The 20,498-nt window shown below is 41.4% G+C and carries 19 protein-coding genes; 6 read left to right on the forward strand and 13 right to left on the reverse strand.

The features are described 5' to 3' along the window. Positions 1-89: 89 nt before the first annotated feature. Genes LV85_RS15910 through LV85_RS15925 form a run of 4 tightly spaced genes read right to left on the reverse strand, consistent with a single transcriptional unit; the run spans position 90 to position 5,267 of the window. A complete protein-coding gene (locus LV85_RS15910) occupies positions 90-1,772 on the reverse strand; it encodes a glycoside hydrolase family 28 protein (protein ID WP_111321211.1) in 1,683 nt (560 codons plus the stop codon). A gap of 35 nt (positions 1,773-1,807) precedes the next feature. Further along, on the reverse strand, positions 1,808-2,779 hold the full coding sequence (locus LV85_RS15915) for a pectinesterase family protein (protein WP_111321213.1): 972 nt from the start codon (positions 2,777-2,779) through the stop codon (positions 1,808-1,810). A gap of 2 nt (positions 2,780-2,781) precedes the next feature. Beyond that, a complete protein-coding gene (locus tag LV85_RS15920) occupies positions 2,782-4,005 on the reverse strand; it encodes a glycoside hydrolase family 88/105 protein (protein WP_111321215.1) in 1,224 nt (407 codons plus the stop codon). A 41-nt stretch (positions 4,006-4,046) separates the two neighbouring features. After that, the gene (locus LV85_RS15925) at positions 4,047-5,267 is read right to left on the reverse strand and encodes a DUF4861 domain-containing protein (protein WP_245942340.1); all 1,221 of its coding nucleotides are present in this window, start codon (positions 5,265-5,267) and stop codon (positions 4,047-4,049) included. Between the two features lie 350 nt (positions 5,268-5,617). Between LV85_RS15925 and kduI the strand changes: the two genes are divergently transcribed. From kduI to LV85_RS15945, 4 genes are all read left to right on the forward strand, one after another. Beyond that, on the forward strand, positions 5,618-6,457 hold the full coding sequence (kduI, locus tag LV85_RS15930; protein WP_111321219.1) for a 5-dehydro-4-deoxy-D-glucuronate isomerase: 840 nt from the start codon (positions 5,618-5,620) through the stop codon (positions 6,455-6,457). Positions 6,458-6,551: 94 nt separating this feature from the next. After that, the gene (locus LV85_RS15935) at positions 6,552-7,337 is read left to right on the forward strand and encodes a gluconate 5-dehydrogenase (protein ID WP_111321221.1); all 786 of its coding nucleotides are present in this window, start codon (positions 6,552-6,554) and stop codon (positions 7,335-7,337) included. A 48-nt stretch (positions 7,338-7,385) separates the two neighbouring features. Further along, positions 7,386-8,420, forward strand: a complete 1,035-nt coding sequence (locus LV85_RS15940; RefSeq protein ID WP_111321223.1) for a LacI family DNA-binding transcriptional regulator — start codon at positions 7,386-7,388, stop codon at positions 8,418-8,420. 23 nt (positions 8,421-8,443) lie between these two features. Further along, on the forward strand, positions 8,444-9,847 hold the full coding sequence (locus LV85_RS15945) for a tagaturonate reductase (RefSeq protein WP_111321225.1): 1,404 nt from the start codon (positions 8,444-8,446) through the stop codon (positions 9,845-9,847). On the opposite strand, the gene LV85_RS15950 is transcribed toward LV85_RS15945, so the two are convergent. The 8 genes from LV85_RS15950 to rpsT form a co-directional block, all read right to left on the reverse strand. Beyond that, entirely contained in the window at positions 9,837-10,523 is a 687-nt protein-coding gene (locus LV85_RS15950) for a zinc-dependent peptidase (protein ID WP_245942342.1), read from the reverse strand. The two genes, LV85_RS15945 and LV85_RS15950, sit on opposite strands and share 11 nt — an antisense overlap. 143 nt (positions 10,524-10,666) lie before the next feature. Continuing rightward, positions 10,667-12,232: a ribonuclease Y gene (gene rny, locus LV85_RS15955; protein ID WP_111321229.1), complete on the reverse strand. Its 1,566-nt coding sequence runs from the start codon at positions 12,230-12,232 to the stop codon at positions 10,667-10,669. Positions 12,233-12,300: 68 nt separating this feature from the next. Continuing rightward, positions 12,301-12,588 carry a cell division protein ZapA gene (locus LV85_RS15960; protein WP_111321231.1) on the reverse strand — a complete coding sequence of 96 codons (288 nt, stop codon included), beginning with the start codon at positions 12,586-12,588 and terminating at the stop codon, positions 12,301-12,303. Between the two features lies 1 nt (position 12,589). Continuing rightward, the gene (locus LV85_RS15965; protein ID WP_111321233.1) at positions 12,590-12,874 is read right to left on the reverse strand and encodes a hypothetical protein; all 285 of its coding nucleotides are present in this window, start codon (positions 12,872-12,874) and stop codon (positions 12,590-12,592) included. A 2-nt stretch (positions 12,875-12,876) separates the two neighbouring features. After that, positions 12,877-15,288: a phenylalanine--tRNA ligase subunit beta gene (gene pheT, locus LV85_RS15970; RefSeq protein ID WP_111321235.1), complete on the reverse strand. Its 2,412-nt coding sequence runs from the start codon at positions 15,286-15,288 to the stop codon at positions 12,877-12,879. A gap of 118 nt (positions 15,289-15,406) precedes the next feature. Continuing rightward, positions 15,407-16,024, reverse strand: coding sequence for a DUF1684 domain-containing protein (locus tag LV85_RS15975; protein ID WP_111321237.1), 618 nt, complete (start codon positions 16,022-16,024; stop codon positions 15,407-15,409). A 111-nt stretch (positions 16,025-16,135) separates the two neighbouring features. Then, positions 16,136-16,831, reverse strand: coding sequence for a RadC family protein (gene radC, locus LV85_RS15980; protein ID WP_111321239.1), 696 nt, complete (start codon positions 16,829-16,831; stop codon positions 16,136-16,138). Positions 16,832-16,927: 96 nt separating this feature from the next. After that, positions 16,928-17,182 (reverse strand): 30S ribosomal protein S20, encoded by a 255-nt coding sequence (gene rpsT, locus LV85_RS15985; protein ID WP_057937416.1) that lies wholly within the window; start codon positions 17,180-17,182, stop codon positions 16,928-16,930. A gap of 224 nt (positions 17,183-17,406) precedes the next feature. Here rpsT and LV85_RS15990 point away from each other — a divergent pair, with 224 nt between their 5' ends. Both LV85_RS15990 and LV85_RS15995 read left to right on the forward strand, forming a co-directional pair. Then, on the forward strand, positions 17,407-18,330 hold the full coding sequence (locus LV85_RS15990; protein ID WP_394336131.1) for a zinc dependent phospholipase C family protein: 924 nt from the start codon (positions 17,407-17,409) through the stop codon (positions 18,328-18,330). Between the two features lie 242 nt (positions 18,331-18,572). Then, positions 18,573-18,947: a hypothetical protein gene (locus LV85_RS15995; protein WP_245942348.1), complete on the forward strand. Its 375-nt coding sequence runs from the start codon at positions 18,573-18,575 to the stop codon at positions 18,945-18,947. A gap of 57 nt (positions 18,948-19,004) precedes the next feature. Here LV85_RS15995 and LV85_RS16000 read toward each other — a convergent pair whose 3' ends face one another. Then, positions 19,005-20,309, reverse strand: coding sequence for a pyridoxal phosphate-dependent aminotransferase (locus tag LV85_RS16000; protein ID WP_111321243.1), 1,305 nt, complete (start codon positions 20,307-20,309; stop codon positions 19,005-19,007). Between the last annotated feature and the right edge of the window lie 189 nt (positions 20,310-20,498).

Here is a 20,498-nt window from a genome sequence, read left to right on the forward strand (position 1 = left end):
GGAATTGCCTAAACTGAACCTCAAAACTTGTCGACAATCTCTACTGCTTAATACAAATAGCTGACCTGTTGCCGCTTATGGACTGTCACTTATTTGAGTTTTACAGCCGTTTCCAAAGCCCCATTCCCTATAGAAATCTCAGAAGCAGATTTGAAATCCTTCTTATCAAATGTGATGTTGGAGGACTTGCTGCCCAGAACCCTAACTGGAGCTTTTCCATTTTCCTCAAATGAAAAATCAGTCACCGTCACTCCATCACTATTGTAAATTGTTAGTGGAGTATCTTTTGTCCCTAGCACTTTCACGTTTTTCAAAATCAACCCTGATGCATCAATCGCTGTAATTCCTTTTTCTGCTTCCAACACTGAGTTTTCCAAACTCACATTCTCCAGCTTCATCTCAGGGAGTCCCATGAAAAATCCAGCCACACCAGAACCAGAAGCATAAATATTCTTCATGCTGATATTTCTAAAAGAGGGGGTTTCTTCATTCACTGGAACCAAAACCTCATCTCTAGCTTCATCATCCGCACTTTGATCATCCTCTAAAATCGGGGAATTACCGCTGTAAAACATATTGAAGCGGATAGCTTCTGCAGGAATGTCAATCATGTGGATATTTGAAATCCAGATATTCTCCACTATCCCCCCTCTTCCGCGGGTACTTTTGAATCGTAAACCAACGTCAGTTCCAATGAAGGTACAATCCGATACATGTACATTTCTCACGCCTCCAGACATCTCGCTTCCTACCACAAATCCTCCGTGAGCATGGTACACGATGTTATTTTTTACGATCACATTTTCCGTAGGAACACCCCTATCACGACCGTCCTTATCCTTACCAGATTTGAAGCACATCGCATCATCTCCCACATCGAAGGTGTTATTGTAAATCAGCACATTTTTGCAGGACTCCAGATCCAACCCATCGCCATTTTGCGAATACCAAGGATTACGAACATTCAGATTCCGTATGATCACATCCTCGCTCATCAGCGGGTGAATATTCCATGCTGGGGAATTCTGGAAAGTCGGGCCATCCAATAATACCCGCTTGCTTTCTCTGATGCTCACCATCACAGGACGAAGAAAATCCTTCATCTTTTCCAGTTCAGCGCGGTCTTTTGTATCTGGTACATTGAAACTGCTACTTGCATTGTATCCGTCCAAAGAAGCCTGAGTTGGAAACCACATCTGCCCCTTGTCATCTAAAACTCCACCTGATTTCACCAATGACTTCCACTGTGCTTCTGTCATTTTACCTTTCTTTACAAATCTCCAGGCATCGCCATTTCCGTCGATGGTTCCTTTACCTGTAATCGCAATATTTTCTACCTGAAAAGCATTTATTGGAGAAATACAACGAACGGTATTCAAGCCTTCAAAACTTGTCTCTATCAATGGATAATCGTCAAAATCTCTGCTAAATAGAATCAACGCCCCATCTTCCAGATGAAGATTGACATTACTCAACAAGGTAATCGGACCTGTCAACCAAACTCCTCTTGGTACGACAACTTTGCCGCCACCTTTAGCATTTACAGCTTCGACGGCAGCTTTAAAGGCCTCCGAATTCTTGAATACACCGTCCCCTTTCGCACCATATTCTGTGATGTTTTTCTCAAAATCAGGAAAGCTTGTTTCCTTCACTCTCGGCATGTCGAATTCTATTCCATCGTACATACTTTCCAGACTTTGCTGCGCAAAAGCTGAAGAAAAGCAAAAAGTCAGCAGTAGCAAAAGGGCGGACTTAAGTAATTTCAGGTTCATATTTTGGGTAGTTAATTAGTTCTGTGTTTGATTATCTATCGTATTCTCTCAGTTGGATCCCAGCCGTCTGCGCCAGCCAAAACCGCTATGACGCTATATTTAGTGGCTTCCTCTTTTGTCAGTTGATTAGCCCATGAGGCCCGCTCGGAAGCATTTGCTCCAGGGCCCGCAGATCCATATTCTGCATAAAAAGAAGTCTTCGCAGCATTTGGTTTGTTCCAATTATGCCAACCTTCTGGTTTGATATGAGCTCCCATTTCCGTATTGATATAGACTGTCTGAGCATAATCTCGCCAAGGTCTGCCGAGATAAACAGAAGCTGCTTCGCCATCACTCGTCAGCTTGCAATCAATAAAGACAAAGCCATATTCAGTAGCTTCCTCAGTTGATGCTGCCGTCACGTATCCTCCGCCTTTTTTGGAAAAAATCTCACAGTTTTCAAAGACAGCTGTGGACCAACCGAAGATAAAATCGACTGTTCCTTCAATATAGCAATCCTTGTAATATTGTCGACTGCGATCTCCATGTGGGTAAAGTGTATCCTGAAAACCGAGAAACCTGCACTTCTCAAACACTACTTTGTCGCCATCCACGCGTACTGCTACAGCTTGACCAACTGGGCCAGAAGAATTCTCGAAAGTGATATTCTTAGCATAAAATCCATCTCCAAAGACATAGAAACTTGTCGATCCGGTTGTGCCCATTTCTTCGCCAAACTTGTTTTTCTTTTGGGCAAAATCATCATATGTCAACACGGTGCTTTCAGCATTTTCACCGATAAGAGACACATTTGTTTTGGAGGCAGCCAGTACCAATTTCTCTTTATAACTACCGGGCTTCAGCAGGATTCGAGTTTCATTTTTCCTGAAATCCGGGACAGCATCAAATGCTTCCTGAACGGTATAAAAATCTCCAGAGCCATCCTTTGCCACCACAAAATCAAATTCCTGAGCGGAAACAAAACCGCTCAGGAAAATCATAAACAAATAGACAATAGGTTTTATCATGATTATTGTGAGAGCTTCTCATATTCTAGGGAAGCCAAAATAAATGGACCGACGCCTTTCGGATCATTGACGCGGATTTCTTCCCCTACATAATATTCGTAAGTACCATCGCGGTATGGAGTTCCACCCAAGCCAGCAACACCGCATACATTGGTCAAGCTGACACCTCCATCGGCATCTTCGCGAACAAATTCTTTTAACATTCCTTCATAGGCTCTCTTCCCGGCAGCGAGATCATCCTGATCCAAGTATCCTTTTTCAGCTCCTTTGATCAAGAAATAAGTAAACATCCCTGAGGCTGAAGACTCCAGGTAATTCCCTTCACGAGTGCCTTGATCCACCACCTGATACCAGACACCTTCTGGAGTTTGGTAGCGCTGAATTCCTTTAGCAAGCTTCTTTGCAATAGCGATGATATCGGTTCTTTTTGGATGATCAGCAGGCAGAAAATCCAGCACATCAACCAGTGCCATCGCATACCAACCAATGCTTCTTCCCCAGTAATTGGTAGAAAGTCCAGTTTCAGGATCTGCCCATTTTTGCTCATGACTCTCATCCCAAGCATGGTGAAATAAGCCTGTTTCCTCGCTGTAGGCATATTTATCCATCAGTATAATCTGAGCCGCCACATCATCAAAAAGAGCAGGCTCACCGAAGGTCGCTCCATATTGCGCCAAAAATGGTGACCCCATATAAAGTCCATCAAGCCACATTTGATGTGGGTAGATTTTCTTGTGCCAAAAGCCATTTTCCTTATTTCTGGGATGATTACGCATCTGGTCACGCAGTTCTTCCACAGCTAATCTATATTTCTCCTCACCTGATTCTTCATAAAGATTGATCAGGAACTTACCTCCGTTTACTCGGTCGATATTGAAATCTGACTTTTTGTAGGTAAGTATATTTCCTGCGCTGTCCACCATAAAGTCCGCAAACTTCTTGGTGTAATCGTAGAAACGCTGCTCTCCAGTTTGCTTCCATACTGCCTGCATAGAGGACATAATTAAGCCATGCGTATACTCCCATTTTGGCTTTTTATTAAAGTCAATTGTCCAGCCCTCTGGATTTCGGGCGATTTCTGAATCAGCCATCCAAACGGAATAGGCCTTTTCTGGGCTGGTCGTTGCCTCCGAACTTTCGGCTACTTCAGATTTTTCTCCTGAGCAAGCTAATAGAACAACTCCAGTGAAGAGTGCTAAAGAACTGTATTTGATGAATTTAAGCATGGCTTAGTTTGGGTTTACTTGTTACTAATTAAAGGCAAATTTTACTTTACCGATATTTTCAGAGGATTAGAAAGTTTTAAGATTTCCTGATCCAGATACTTTGTAAAATCTTCCTGAGAACTGATTCCTCCCGGCTCTTGCTCCCAAGCTGCCAGAAAATAATAGCTCAGTTTTTTGCTACTGGAATCAAAAACCAAAATATGTGACAATGCATCTTCAGTATCCTGAGTCAATTTAGCAGTCGGATAAATAATAGCGATCCCAAGATTATCCTCTGCCAAACTTTGTGGACCGTAGGTAGCGAGATAGCTATAAGTTAATTTCCCATCGCTCTTTATCACATTGGCTTTAGCATCCTTGATGAGGCCAGTAGCGAAATTATCAATGGCATTGGAAGAGTGGAGATCCATTCTAGATAATCTTGTACCAGAATGAATAGAAATATTTGAGAAGATATCTGTTTTTCCACTTGGCAAGTCCCAGCCTGAATACCTTGTGAATACTGAGGAATAAACAGGGCCATTCCTAGTTATTTCAGCATAAAGACTATCTGTCACATCGACTCTTCTAGCCTTTCCATTTTCAAAAGTCGCAATACTTCCAAGCCCCAATGTTTCGCCGACTTTCAGTACATCCATCCCCCAATCTGATGGCTCATGGTAAGAATCAAAACCATCCTGACCCACATCTTGCAATACAGGAGTCCTTACTTTTTTCCCGAATACATCTATACCATTTCTCCAATCTAAGTAGAATCTATACCCAACAAGGTCTGATTCCCACCCTGGACCTTCATAACGAATATACCAGGAATGATCTGTGTGCTCGGCTGGAACATGAAGTGAGTCCACGTTTTCGAAATGTCCTTCTAGGTATTCTCTGTCTTTAAATTCCCCTCCGAATTTATGCGAAAGTTCTGCCTGCGTAAGTTTGGGATAAACCGCAGCTGATTCATCAGAAGATGCCCTTAGCTCAATATTCAACTCTTGATTGGCACCAATCTCAGGCAAAACAAAGACTAAACCTTTATCAGGACCTTTGGTATTCAACTGAGAAGGAATCTCCTGCTCAGCTATAAAAACACGATAAGTGAGTTGCTGTGAATCAGTGAAATTATTTTGCAGATTCTCCTCAGAGATCAGGATCATTTCGCTAGTTCTAGCTATTGACAAGGTGTTTTGAACAGTAAATTGTATAGCCTCCGTTGCTTCATCCTCGGCACTATCATTTTTCTGCTGTGTACAACTTAGAGCAACAAGCAAGAGAAACCCAGCTATGAGGGCCGAAAATTGAGGGCTTGCCTTTTTGATTATTTTGGGATTTTTCATCATTATTACACTTAAATTCAAATAGTTAAATGCTAAATAAACTTTTTATTTCGAATGCAAAATAAAGAACTTTTTTCCATTGTTGAGCAATCGATTGCATATTAAAAATAAAATAATTAGGAAAAAATTTTTAGGAAGTAATATTCTTGATATAAGGACTATTTGAGCCAAAAACATCCATTTTTCAAAATACTAATTTGAGAAATCTCAAAAAATGAATCTCACAATCGAAGTTTGATATTCAAAATTAATACTATATTGCGCAAACGATTACATAGACCCTTATGAGTATTTCTATCCAAACCCGGTATTCATCACATCCGGAAGACTTCAGTAATTATCCAACTCAAGAGATTCGTGAGAAATTTTTACTAGAAGATATTTTTGTCCCAAATCAGATCACTGGAGTTTATTCCATGGAAGACCGTTTGATTGTAGGCGGCATCCACCCAGTAGACCAACCTGTAGCTCTGGAAACCATCGATCAACTGAAGGCTCCCTACTTCCTAGAACGTCGGGAGATCGGAATCATCAACGTTGGCGCCAAATGCACTATAGACGTAGACGGGGAATCTATTAGCCTTGAACGCAAAGAAGCTCTTTATATAGGCAAAGGCGTACAGCAGGTAACATTCCATCCTGCAGCTGAAGGTGACACCTTGCTCTATTTTAATTCCGCGCCAGCACATTGCGCCTATCCTACGCGTAAAATCAGCCAGGAAGACGCCGAGGTGGTTACGCTAGGTTCATTGGAAAACTCAAATCACCGAACCATCCGTAAGCTGCTAGTGAACTCAGTGGTGAAAACCTGCCAATTGCAAATGGGGATGACTGAACTGAAACCCGGCTCAGTCTGGAACACTATGCCTGCACATGTGCATGACCGTAGAATGGAAGCTTATTTCTACTTCGATCTCAAAGATGAAAATGTAGTTTCACATTTCATGGGACAGCCAGATAACACCAGGCATATTTGGATGAAAAATCATCAGGCCGTCATCTCTCCTGCTTGGTCCATCCACTCTGGGGCTGGCACTTCCAACTATACCTTTATCTGGGGAATGGCTGGTGAAAACATGGACTATGGCGACATGGACATGGTAAAACCTTCCGAATTACGATAAAGAATAAATCGAGCTTTGCACAACATACCCTCAAAGGGATGAACATCCAAAATGCGAGATTCGACGGACCCTTTGGAAAACAAGATAAAATCACATGAAACCGAATTTTGAATTAAAAGGCAAAATTGCGCTAGTCACCGGAGCTACTCACGGCTTAGGTATGGCTATGGCAAAAGCCTTGGCGCACCAAGGAGCGATATTAGTTATCAACGGGCACACGCCTGGCAAAATGGAAACAGCAATTACCGAATATGCTGCTGAAGATATACTAGCACATCCCTACCTATTCGATGTAACTGATGCCAAGGCTGTAAATGAAGCCATTACTAAAATAGAAGAAGAGGTAGGCGAAATAGATATTTTAGTAAATAATGCCGGAATGATCCAACGCGTACCTGCATTAGAAATGGATCCTGAAGACTTCAGAAAGGTTGTTGACGTAGATCTTGTTTCGCCATTTATAGTTTCGCAGCGAGTAGCCAAAACTATGGTGAAAAATGGACAAGGAAAAATCATCAACATCTGCTCGATGATGAGTGAGCTAGGAAGAAATACTGTCAGTGCCTATGCAGCTGCCAAAGGTGGACTAAAAATGCTCACAAGAAATCTTGCAACCGAATGGGCGAAATACAACATTCAAGTGAATGGAATTGGCCCGGGGTATTTCGCTACTGAGCAAACAGCCCCCATCAGAGTAGATGGACATCCTTTCAATGACTTTATAGTAAACAGAACTCCTGCAGGAAGATGGGGAGATCCTGACGATCTAGGAGGCACTGTAGTTTTCTTAGCTAGTGAAGCCAGTAACTTCATAAATGGCCAAATTATCTATGTAGATGGAGGAATTCTCGCTACAATAGGTAAACCAGCTGGCGAATAATTATCTTCGATTTTGAAAAAATATTTTTCTTCAACACAAAACTAGGTAATGAGAAACGGGAAAGCCACAATTCATGACATCGCTGAAAAGCTAAAGGTAACTGCATCCACAGTATCGAGAGCATTGAACAATAACCCTAGGATCTCTGATGCCACGAAGAAAAAAGTATTAAAAGCAGCTAAAGACCTTAACTATCAACCCAATAACATTGCTTCAGCTCTGAGAAGTGGAAGGAGCCGACTGATCGGGGTGGTAGTCCCTACAGCCAATAGAAATTTCTTCTCTTCGGTTATTCGGGGCATAGAAGAGATCGCCAATTCACTGAATTATAAAGTGGTGATTTCGCAATCCTATGATGACTTCGATAAGGAGGTACAGACAATTGAAGCTTTGCTAAACGTACAAGTAGATGGGGTAATAGCCTCTGTGGGCAAGACCACCGAAAATGTTGAGCATTTTAAGAAAATCCTTGAAAAAGGAATTCCTTTGGTTCTTTTTGACAGGGTAACCAATGAGCTCGATGTAAGCCAAGTGGTAATAGATGATTATTACGGGGCATTTCAAGCAACTGAGCATTTAATAAATGAAGGTTGCAAGCGCATTGTACATTTCTCCAGCTCCCAAAACATCAATATTTACAAAGAGCGTAAAAGAGGATATGAAGATGCCTTGCTAAAACATGGAATCATTATAGATCCCGAATTGATCCGATTTAGCAAGCTGCAACTCGAAGATGGAAGAGCGTCGATGCAAGAAGTTATTGATGCTAAAATCTCTTTCGATGCTGTATTTTCAGCCTCAGATTATTCCATCATGGGAGCTATGCAAATCTTGAAGGAAAACGGATTCAAACTTCCTCAAGATGTGAAATTGGTGGGTTTTGGAGATGAACCATTCACTTCTTTTACAGAACCCAGTCTCACTACGGTGGATCAGAAAAGTATTCCTATGGGAAAAATCACTGCAGAAACCTTTTTTGAAATCCTAAACCAGAAGGATCAAACGAATAACATCCCTAAGAAAACCATTCTTAAACCAGAGCTGATAATCCGTAATTCATCGATCAATCAGCAGAATAAGTAACACTCTATAGCCCCAGATTTTTAATGCAACTTCTTTCAAAAGCTACGCAACCAATAAGTCAACGTCCTGTAAAAATCCTTCAATTTGGAAATGGCAATTTCCTACGAGGATTTACGGATTGGATGATTGAAAAGTCAAACCAAGCACAGGTATTTGACGGTGATATTCACATCGTTCAAGTTCATAGTAAGTCAGGGAACAATCCAATGAAAGATCAGGATTGCCTCTTTCATGTGATTGAGCAAGGTTTGAAAAAAGGTGAATTAGTTCAGGAATCTACTCTGGTCAGCTGCGTCGCAGGTATAACGAATGTTTTTGAGGAGTATGAGGAATATTTGAAATTGGGGGAAAATCCAGATTTACGTTTTGTAGTTTCCAATACTACGGAAGCTGGAATTGTCTTTGACGCCAGCGATTCTTCAGTAGAAAGCATATCCAACACCTTCCCAGGTAAGCTTACCGCCCTACTCTATCATCGTTTCAAAACCTTTCATGGAGACGCCTCAAAAGGCCTTATTTTCCTTCCTTGTGAACTGATCGAAGGAAATGGAGAAGCGCTTAAAGAATGTATTCAGAAGTACATTTCATTTTGGAAGTTGCCAACAGAGTTTTCAGAGTGGATCGATTGGAAGAATATTTTCTGCAATACACTAGTGGATAGAATTGTACCAGGCTTCCCAAAAGACGCTATAGCTGAGATTCAAGAGAAAATTGGCTACAAAGATGAGCTGGTCGTAATGGTGGAGCCTTATCACTTTTGGGCAATCGAAGGGGATGAGCTCGTGCAGCAAGAATTCCCACTGGATCAAGCTGGTCTCAACGTGAAATTCGTGGATAACCTAGCTCCTTTTCGTACCCAAAAAGTTCGAATCCTAAATGGAGGACACACTTCTATGGTGCCTTATGGGTATCTCAAAGGACTACGTACAGTACGAGAGGCAGTGGAAAACCCTGAAATTGGTGCTTTCCTAAAAGCTGCGATTTACGAGGAAATAATCCCTACGTTGAATATGCCTCAGGAGGAATTGGAGCAATTTGCCGCTGATGTCTTGGAGCGATTTGCCAATCCATTTATCGTGCATGAATTGAAGTCGATTGCATTGAATAGCATTTCCAAATTCAAAGTACGCGTGCTGCCATCTCTCCTTGCTTATTACGGATTGAAAAAGGCATGGCCAGAGAAATTGATTTTATCATTTGCTGCGCTCTTAGTATTCTACAAGGGAAATTATAAGGGTGTAGAAATACCAGTCAATGACAACCCCGTGCTTATGGCTGAATTCACTTCGGCATGGGCACTCGATACTACTGCAGAGACTGTAGAGAAGCTATTAAGCGAAAGAACCTACTGGGGAGAGGATTTGAGAGGCTATGAGGGTCTAGTGGAAGCTGTCACTAAAGAAGTGGATAACTTGCTCAACTCCTGATCCAAACTCTAGGATCTTGGCGCATCAACTGGACTAAAGTGCCATACAGCTCAGGGTTATATCCAAAAAATTCATGAGGCTTCTCAAAGAAAGTCTCCAATGCTACCGCAAAGAATTCATCTTCATCTATACTGGCACTTGACCTAAACACGGTCAGGGTCCCGGCTTTTAGGTGCAGCATCTCCTTATTAGCCAAGTTCTGAAAAGTCCGATAAACTTCAGGGTTGAAGAACTCGCTTTCATCATTGTAGTAAATCTGGTTTTCCAGCTTCAAAGCATGGGCTACTTCGTGAATACCGAGATTAACTCCATCACTTTGATCTTCCATCCCAGCCAAAAAACAGCTCCAAGACATTACAATAATCCCAAGTCTAGGATTGACTTCTCCTCGATGATACTGCTTCGAAATAGTGCTATAATAAGTATCGGGGTAGATTAAGATCTTAGAGAAATGAGGAAGCCGAAGATCATTCCATCCAAAAGTAACCATTACTATTGTAGCTCCGATAAGCAACTTCATCTCTGGTGTAACGATCCTAAGTCCTGATCTACCAATAAAGGATTTGGATGTAAGAATAACTTCAAGCTTTTTCCTGAACTCACTTTTATGCTGTTCCGAGAGTCTAGCATAATAAGGAAACTTGTGCTCAAGAATCTCCACCTCCTGCTTAGTCAAACGAACACGATTAAACAACAACCGGAGTTCATCCAGCAAGCTTAAAAAGCTATTCATCCTATACAGTGGCAACATAGTTATTATATAAAAAAGGGCAGCTACTAAATTAGTAACTGCCCTCAAATTAAGAATTAATTCCTAAGTTATCTAGCGTAGTTAACGGATCTCATTTCACGAATTACCGTGATTTTGATTTGACCAGGATACTGCATTTCCTTCTCTATTTTCTGAGAAATATCAAAAGAAAGTTTACCTGCTGTAGTATCATCTACATTATCTGCATCTACCAATACTCTAAGCTCACGACCTGCCTGCATTGCAAAGCATTTGTTTACCCCATCAAAGCTTAATGCAAGCTCCTCAAGGTCTTTCAGACGCTTGATGTAACTATCCATCACTTCACGTCTTGCGCCTGGCCTTGCGCCTGAAATGGCATCAGAGGCCTGAACGATTGGAGAAATCATGGAAGTCATTTCAATCTCATCGTGGTGAGCTCCGATTGCATTACAGATTTCTGGATGTTCTTTGTATCGCTTAGCCAGCTCCATGCCCAAGATAGCGTGTGGAAGCTCCTGCTCCTCATGCCATACTTTCCCGATATCATGAAGTAAACCAGCACGCTTAGCCATTTTTGCATTGAATCCCATCTCAGCAGCCATGGTAGCACAAAGCTTGGCTACTTCTCTAGAGTGCTGTAGCAAGTTCTGACCATAAGAAGATCTGTATCTCATACGTCCCACCATTCTGATCAACTCAGGATGAAGGCCATGAATACCCAGATCTATACAGGTTCTCTCACCGATTTCGACGATCTCTTCTTCGATGTTCTTTTCTGTTTTGGCGACTACCTCTTCGATTCTTGCTGGGTGGATACGTCCATCCTGCACCAATCTGTGCAATGAAAGTCTTGCTATCTCTCTTCTCACTGGATCAAAGCCTGAAATAATAATTGCCTCAGGCGTGTCATCTACTACGATCTCCACACCAGTAGCAGCTTCCAGCGCGCGGATGTTTCTACCTTCTCTACCGATGATCTTGCCTTTGATATCGTCACTTTCGATATTGAAAACAGACACACAGTTTTCCACTGCATGCTCAGTCGCAGTTCGCTGAATAGTATCTAAAACAATCTTTTTCGCCTGTTTGGTAGCGGTAAGTTTGGCTTCGTCGAGAATATCTTTGATTTGAGAAGATGCTCTGGAATTAGCTTCCTCAGTAAGCATGGTCACCAACTGATCACGGGCTTCCTCACGGCTCAGGTTAGCGACTTTTTCTAAGTCCGCAATTCGCTGATTGGTCACTCGATCGAGCTCATCTTTCTTCACTTTCACGGAATGCAACTGAGCCGTTAAGTTCTCAGACTTGCTATCCAGTTCAGCTTCTTTTCTTTTCACCTGCTCCAATTCCTTGGAAACCTGCTGCTCTCGCTGCTTAACTTTATTTTCATTGCTGAGGATAATATTCTTCTTATTCCCCATTTCCTCATCAAACTCTGACTTCAACTTGAGGTACTTTTCCTTCGCTTCTAGAATCCTGTCCTTTTTGATAGACTCTGCATTGATTTCAGCTTCGCGGAGCATGGATTTCACTCGCTCACGCGTTTCTTCCTCTAGTTTAGAATTTTTATTTTTTATTAATGCGCCAGCAATAGCGGCTCCTGCACCAGTCCCGATTAGGGCTGCGAGGACAATATATAGTATGTCTCCCATAGGTATTTTGGATATAAATTAAACCTGGGGGAATCTGAAAAGTCTCCTGATTTTTGTGTTTTAAATAATTACAAAGCCTTGGCTAGCAAGGCATTGATATGAGAAATACTAGATTTAATATGCTCGGAATCATCCGTATTTACTTGGCTGGTCTCTAAAGATTCCACCATGCAATCAAAGGCTACCATCGCCAGCAAATCCTGGTTATCGTCCAGTCCGTACTCCTCTTTATACTTCCTTAATTTTTCATTAATCAACTTGCCAGCATGACGGATTTTGGACTCGTCCTCGATCTTCACGCGCATAGGATACTCTCTATCCCCTATTTTTAACCTGATGGCAAGTGTTGTCTCCATATCACTCAGATAAGTAGGTAATTAAATGATCGATTTCTTGTATATAATTATTGATTAGGTCACTCATTTCAGTTGACTGTTCCGGATTCACCGGTTGGTTGTCCACAATGTTACTAATTTTAATCTTATTTTTAAAATGTTCGATTTCCTGCTCTTTTTTGTCCAAAGCAGTACTTACTTCAGATAATTTTTGTTTCAATTGCTGGTTTTCCTCGCCTACCTCAAGCAATTTACTACTAGCCTGTAGTGCTAGTTTCTCTAATTTTTGCAGTTCCTCTTGAATCATTTCTATGTTCTTATCAAAGCACCTACCTCTTTTTCAAAGGCTTGAATCAATTTACTCATAGTTTTGTCAATTACCTTATCGGTCAGCGTATTTTCCTGATCTTGTAAGTGAAAACTTAATGCGTAAGCCTTTTTCCCCGCATCAATTTTGTCACCTTGGTACACATCAAAAACTCCAATTCTTTTTAATAATTTTCCTCCAAACTTCTTTGCAACTAATTTTACCTGCACATAGCTCACCGTTTTGTCTATCACCAAGGAAAGATCTCTTCGTACTTCAGGGAATTTTGAGATACCCTCAAACTTTTTCAAACCTACTGCTTTTTTGCATAGCAAATCCCAGTTCAAGTCAGCATACCATACTTCTTGACGAACTTCCGCTTGCTTCAGCATCTTTTCGTCAAGCAAACCAATAGTCGCCAATTCTTTCTGACCCAACATGATTTTCAGGCCATAGGCATAAGGAGCGGTCTCCACCATCGAAAGATCTCCCGGCTGTACATTCAGCTTTTCCAGTATGCCTTCCACTGTGGAATACAAATCTGCAAAGGCGAAATCTTTGGTGGGTTCTAGCCAGCTTTCTGCTGTCTTTTTCCCGGTGAGGAAAAGTGACAACCTCCGGCTCTCTACATATCCTTCCTCAGCCTTATGATAAACGGTGCCAAACTCGAAGTATTTCAAATCAGTCTGTCGCCTATTGATATTCCTTGCCAGGACTTCCAATCCAGAGTAAAGTAAACTTTGGCGCATCACGTCAAGATCTTCGCTTAGCTTGTTGTAGATCACCACACTGTCTTTTGGGTCAAGGAATCCAGATTTCTCTGCATAGCTTGACTTAGTCAAACTATTCGTAATCATCTCATAGTATCCTTGACCAGTCAACAGCTCAGTCAAGCGATACTGCAACTTGTTCAGATCCTTTACGGGATGCTCAGCAAGGTAATCCGTTCTGAGATTCTCAGAAAGCTCCACGTTGTGAAATCCGTAAATCCTCAAAATCTCCTCGATGATATCCGCCTCCCGAGTCACATCTACTCTATATGGTTTTGCAGTCGCGGTAAAGCCCTCTGCTGTTTCATTTTCAACCTTAATCTCTAGACTTTCCAAAATTGATTTCACCTGTGAAGGCTCAATCTTCTTCCCGATCAAGCGATTGATATGACCGTAATTCACCTCGATAACAAAGTCTTCAATCGGGGCTGGATAGATATCTACCAGCTCTGAACTCACCTTTCCTCCTGCGATTTCCTGCAGTAGTTTAACCGCCATTTTCAGCGCATAAACAGGCATATTAGGATCAGTACCTCTCTCGAAGCGAAAAGAAGCATCCGTCTTCAAACCATGGAACTGGGATCCTTTTCTCACAATATCTGGAGAAAAATAAGCCGATTCCAAGAAAATGGAAGTCGTGCTATCCGAAACACCAGAATCAATACCACCAAAAACCCCTGCGATACAAAGTCCGCCTTTGGCGTCTTTGATCATCAACTCTTCTCCGGAAAGCTTTCGCTTTTTTTCATCTAAAGTTACAAACTCGGTATCCTTCGGAAGTTTGCCTACAATGATTTTCCCTTCGGATATTTTAGCAGTATCAAAGGCATGCAGTGGCTGACCCAAATCATGTAGAATGAAATTGGTGATATCCACCACATTGTTGATGGGCTCCAAATCCAAAGCCTTCAGGAAATTCTGAAGCCAAGCTGGAGATGGTCCAACTTTCAAATCTGAAATAACTACACCTGCATAGCGCGGACAATCAGCAGCATTTTCCACCTCTACCTGTATAGCAGGTGCTGAAGCCTCCACATTTAATTCAGGAGCAGTATCAATTATTAAATCTCTTCCCAAAAGTGCTTTCAAATCACGAGCAACTCCCAAATGAGAAGCAGCATCAGCCCGGTTTGGCGTCAAACCGATTTCCAATACTTGATCTTGACCAACTTCGATGAATTGAGAAGCCGGAGTACCATTTGGCAAGTCAGTATCCAACACCATAATCCCTGCATGGCTAGCTCCAATTCCTAACTCATCCTCAGCACAGATCATCCCTTCGGAAACTTCGCCTCTGATTTTTGCTTTTTTGATTTGGAAGGAATCACCTTCGGATGGATAAAGCGTAGCGCCTACGGTAGCTACCAGTACCTTTTGGCCTTTCGCTACATTCGGAGCTCCACAAACAATCGGAGAAACCCCCGTTCCAACATCCACCGTAGTGACTTGCAATTTATCTGCATTGGGATGCTTTTCGCAAGTCAACACTTCTCCTATTACAATGCCTTCAAGACCGCCTTTGACAGAGACAAATTCTTCAAGTCCCTCTACTTCCAATCCAGATTGAGTTAGCAATGCGCCGATTTCCTCTGCAGATTCTGTATGTGGGATATATTTTTTTAATCGATTTATCGAGATTTTCATCAGTAAAACTAAATAGTGCAAATCGAAATTGACCTGCGTGATAAACAAAAGGGGTTCGAAAACCCCATTTTATTCAATAGTACGCACAAATTTAAGAGATTTGAGCTAGTCGGAAAGGCTATTTCTCGTAATTTTTCTCTCCAACTGGAATAGGGATGTCCAGCAAGTTTTCCTTAGGAGGAAGTGGACAACCATAATCTGGGTTGTAAGCACAATAGGGATTGTAAGCCATATTAAAATCTATCGTAATACTGTTTTTACCATCCTGACGGGCGTTGATATATCGGCCTCCACCGTAGCTCTCTCTGGCACTTGTCTCATCTGCAAAGGCCAGGAAAAAATTGCGCTTGTCAGGCTCATTCATTGCTTGCAGCAGAAGTAACTTCTCCGGCTTACCATTCAGCTCAAATTCTGCCCAAGAATGCTCTAAGTATTTCTCCTTTGTACCATCCGTCAGTGGCACTTCTCTTACCTTTCTTTCTTCTATCGGCACCATGCGCGCCTTTACCTTGTAATTAGGGTCTATGGGATAAAAATTCAATTTGGTAAAAGAAGCCTTCTGTTCATCAGTCAGCGGCGATTCAAAATTAAACCGGATGAATTTAAACTGCCTTTCTCGCTCAGCTTCGATCTTTTCAATGTAATCTTCGGGGCTTTCCGTTCCAGTCAAGGTATAAACCACCGCCACCAACACTACCACGGAGATAAGCAGCAGGATAATCGTATTATTTTTCATGCGTAAATAGTTTCTTTCCAAATGCCATCCAGACAGCTATCGGGAGGAATCTCGATTGATAGATAATTATGCTACCAGGTGGAACTTAGAACCTGACTCGATTTCATAAAATCAGAGAATGCCGTCATCAGCGAAGCTAAAGTAGCCAACATCTGTAAAAATCACATGATCTATCACAGGCAAATCCAATTCCCGACCAATATTAACCATTCGCTGCGTGAGTCTTTTGTCCTGATCTGAGGGGCTAGTATTACCACTGGGATGATTGTGAATAAGTATAAGCGACTGAGCTAGATGCTCTAAGGCAATTTTGAAAACGACCTTTGGATCTACAACGGTCCCTGCAGTACCACCTTGAGATACCAGATGTTTTTTTAGCACCTGATTACTTCTGCTCAGCAAAATCAAGTAAAAATGCTCTATCTGCTCATCCAGCAATTCTGGCCGCATCAAATCATAAATATCCTGAGAGCAGGTAATTCTAGGCTTCCTCACGGGCTCCGACTCCTTCCGTCTTCTTCCCAATTCCATTGCCGCAATGATAGAAATAGCTTTAGCCTCTCCTATGCCTTTGAATTTTTTAAGGTCCTGAATAGATAGTTTTGCCAAGGCCCGAAGGTCATAATTAACAGCCGCAAGTATATGCTTGGACAGATCCACTGCACTTACAGAAGGCGTACCTGAGCCTATCAAAATAGCGATGAGTTCTGCATCAGTCAGCGCCGACCTGCCCCTGAGCAGTAGTTTCTCTCGTGGGCGGTCTTCTTCAGCGAGTTGAGAGATTTTGATAGAGGAGTAAGTATCCATAGTCTTCAATTAAAAAATGATCTATGAATTTAATTACTTTAAGGCACAAAAAAAACCCTGTCTAGCAGGGTTTTAGAGAAATAAAATCTTGTTGAATTAACCTAGTGCGGAAACGAACTTGGCCAATCTTGATTTTTTGTTACTTGCGTTGTTCTTGTGAATCACATTCTTCTTAGCCAACTTGTCCAACATAGAAGATACTTTCTTGTAAAGCTCAGAAGCTTCTACTTTATCAGTAGTTGCTTTCAATCTTTTGATGAAAGTTCTAGTCGTTTTAGCCTGATATCTGTTTCTCAAACGCTTAGCTTCGTTTGCACGAATTCTCTTCAGAGCTGATTTGTGATTTGCCATATCTTAATTATAATTGAATTTCTTTACGTGTCCCTATTCCGAATCGGAGTGCAAAGTTATTAGAATTTATTAAATCCGCCAAAGTAATTTTAAACATTCCTCTCGCGGCAATACTTTTTTAAATTCAATAATTTGTATAATCACCCCTTATGGCTGCAAATATACCTTTTATCTAGGCATTTACCTGATAAAGATTTTGATTATTTTTAGCTATGAGAATTTTTATGATTTGGATATTTCTACCTTTTTTAATTTCGGAGCCTCCAATCACCTGGGGTTTCTACGCACATTCCCTGATCAATCGGCTTGCTGTATTTTCACTACCTGAAGAAATGATAGGTTTTTACAAACCTCAGATCCAGTACATTACCGAGAATGCTGTAAACCCTGACCGTAGAAGATATGCCGTGGAAGGAGAAGCCGAAAAGCACTATATCGACTTAGATTATTATGGAGATTCGGCCTTGCAAACCCTGCCAAAATACTGGAATGAAGCGGTAGAAAAATTTACCGAAGACAGCTTAAGAATGAATGGAATCGGGCCTTGGTCGGCATATTTCTCTTTTCTAAACCTTACAAAAGCTTTCGAATCCAAGAATTCTGCCGCCATTCTGAGACTTTCTGCCGACTTGGGGCATTACATAGCTGACCTGAATGTCCCACTTCACACTACGGTAAATTATAATGGACAACTGACTGATCAAGTTGGAATTCACGGTTTCTGGGAAAGCCGTGTGCCTGAACTCCAGGCAAAAGACTATCCGCTTTGGGTAGGTCAGGCGGAGTATGTGGAAAAACCTCAATTGGCTTTGTGGGAAGCAGTGGCAGTAGCTCATGCACAGGTGGATAGTGTTTTATTTATTGAAAAGGAGCTGACAAAAAACTTCTCTCCTGATCAGAAATTCAGTTATGAAGAACGAAACAAGCTAACTGTTCGGGTCTATTCCAGAGAATTCACAGAAGCCTACGCCCAAGCTCTAGATGGCCAAATCGAGCGACAAATGAAAAAATCCGTCAAGATGATCGCTGATTTTTGGTTTACGGCTTGGGTAAATGCCGGGCAACCGGATTTGTTCGATTTAAACGGAGCAAAAGTTGATGAAGAAGATTTTGTAGTAAAACCAGAATTAAAGGTTAGAGATCATTGAAAATGTAAAGGACCCTCCGAGGGTTACAATAATTATTCAGTTAAATTACTTTAACTATGCCTAGACCTACAACACCTTTTGAACCAGGCGCATATTACCATGTATGGACTCATGCAAATGGAACAGAAAACATTTTTAGAGAGGATGAAAATTACTTTTTTTTCTTAACGAAATATGCTCTGTATTTGTCCCCTGTGGCAAAAACTTTCGCCTATTGTCTCATGCCTAATCATTTCCACTTTTTGATTCAAGTAAACGAAAATCCAGAGCTATCCACAAGCAAAGCATTTTCGAATCTTCTTAATTCATACTGCCAATCATACAATAAAAAATACCATAGAAAAGGAAGCTTATTCATGTCTAATTTGAAAAGGAAAAAGATAGATTGTGACGCATATTTCACAAAATGCATTATATATATCCATCAAAATCCAGCTCATCACGGATTTGCCAAAGACTTCACAAAGTGGAAACATAGCTCTTGGAAGGCCTTCTTTTCTGAGAAGCAAACACATTTAGAAAGAGAAAAAGTCTTAGAATGGTTTGGAGGTAAAGAGGGGATGATAGCTGATCATAAATTACCAATTGAACTAGATTTTGATCTTTCTGAAGAATAAATTGAAATTCTAACCGCGAAACTCTCCGAGGGTTTTAGAACCCTCGGAGAGTTCATTTCACGACTTCAAATACTGCATAATCGCTCTCCCCAGTCTCCTAAACGTATTCTTAAACACCTCTTCATTCTCCTCCAAAAGCGTCACTCGGAAACCTCTCAAATCTGAGCAAAAGGATGATATCGGCACCACGCAAATTTGCTCAGCTGCCAATAGATTATAAACAAACCGTTTGTCCATAGGCATATTTTTCTCTTCCAGCCAGGAATCAAGCAAAGTCTGTAGCTTCTCATCTTCAATCGGCAGAAATTGATCTTCCTTCAAAACTCCCTCATCAAAAACAATGGTATTATAAAAAGCACCTTGGGTAGGATTGAATTTGATACCTGGAATATCTCCCAAGATTTCACTCATCCACTCACTCCGCTTGCCGATTTGGGCATTTGCTTCTTCTCTATACTTGAAATAAGCAGGATGCTTCATGATTTTCGGAATGGCTAGCTGAGGCAAAATAGTAGAACAAACCTCTATCATCTTGGCATTTTCCAGCGTCTGGCAAAGCTTGGAGAATTCTTTGGAAGATTCCCGATTGTAAAATTCCATCCAACCACATCGTGATCCAGGCCAAGGAAATTCCTTGGAAATACCTTTTAAAGAAATCGCAGGTCTATCCCCGATTACTTCAGCCAATGGAACTGCAGTAATTCCATTGTAGGTGATATTCTGATAAATCTCATCTGTAATGAGTAATAGGTTGAATTCCTTAGCAATTTTCACAAATGCCTCCAAAACCTCCCGTGGATACACCATACCTGTGGGATTGTCTGGATTGATAATCAGGATTCCAACAATCGAAGGATTATAGCGAACCTTCAAATACAAGTCCTCCATATCGGGAAGCCATTGATTGTCAGGGTCAAGTTTATAAGTAATTGGGGCAGCATTGGCATGGGCAGCTTCAGCAGAACTGTGTGTACTGTATGCCGGTGAAGGACCAATAATTCTAGCCGTCGGGATCAAAAATTGATACAGCTTTGCGATAGCATCTCCCAACCCATTGAAGAATAAAATATCTTCCGCAGTGATTTGACTCCCGCCTCTTTCATTGTTGAGTTCAGCCAAAAATTTACGGGTTTCCAACATCCCTTTAGAATCAGCGTAGCCATAGGTCTTATCGTCTTTCATCAGGTCGGCGACAATCTCCTTCATCCACTCAGGCACGTGATTGCTCTTTTGGATAGGATCGCCGATATTTTCCCAAGTCATAGAATACCCCAAAGCTTCGACTTGACGCGCTTTCTTTACTATTCCACGAATTTCGTAAGTCAATTCTTCCGCTCCGGATCTTAGGAGTTGCTGTCTCATAGGTTTGTTAGGCTGAATGCAAAATAATTCAGCTGTAAAGAAACAAAAAAGGCTAGAAAATAGAGTGTAAATAGAAAAATTCAGAAAGTAGACGCATATGGCATTTAAAAGAAATTTTTGCCCTCCGCTTTATTTGAAATTCATTTTAAAGAAAATTCTGGTTTTCTTACCTCCCTATATTATAAGAAA

The sequence above is a fragment of the Algoriphagus chordae genome (assembly GCF_003254055.1).
Taxonomy (GTDB): domain Bacteria; phylum Bacteroidota; class Bacteroidia; order Cytophagales; family Cyclobacteriaceae; genus Algoriphagus; species Algoriphagus chordae.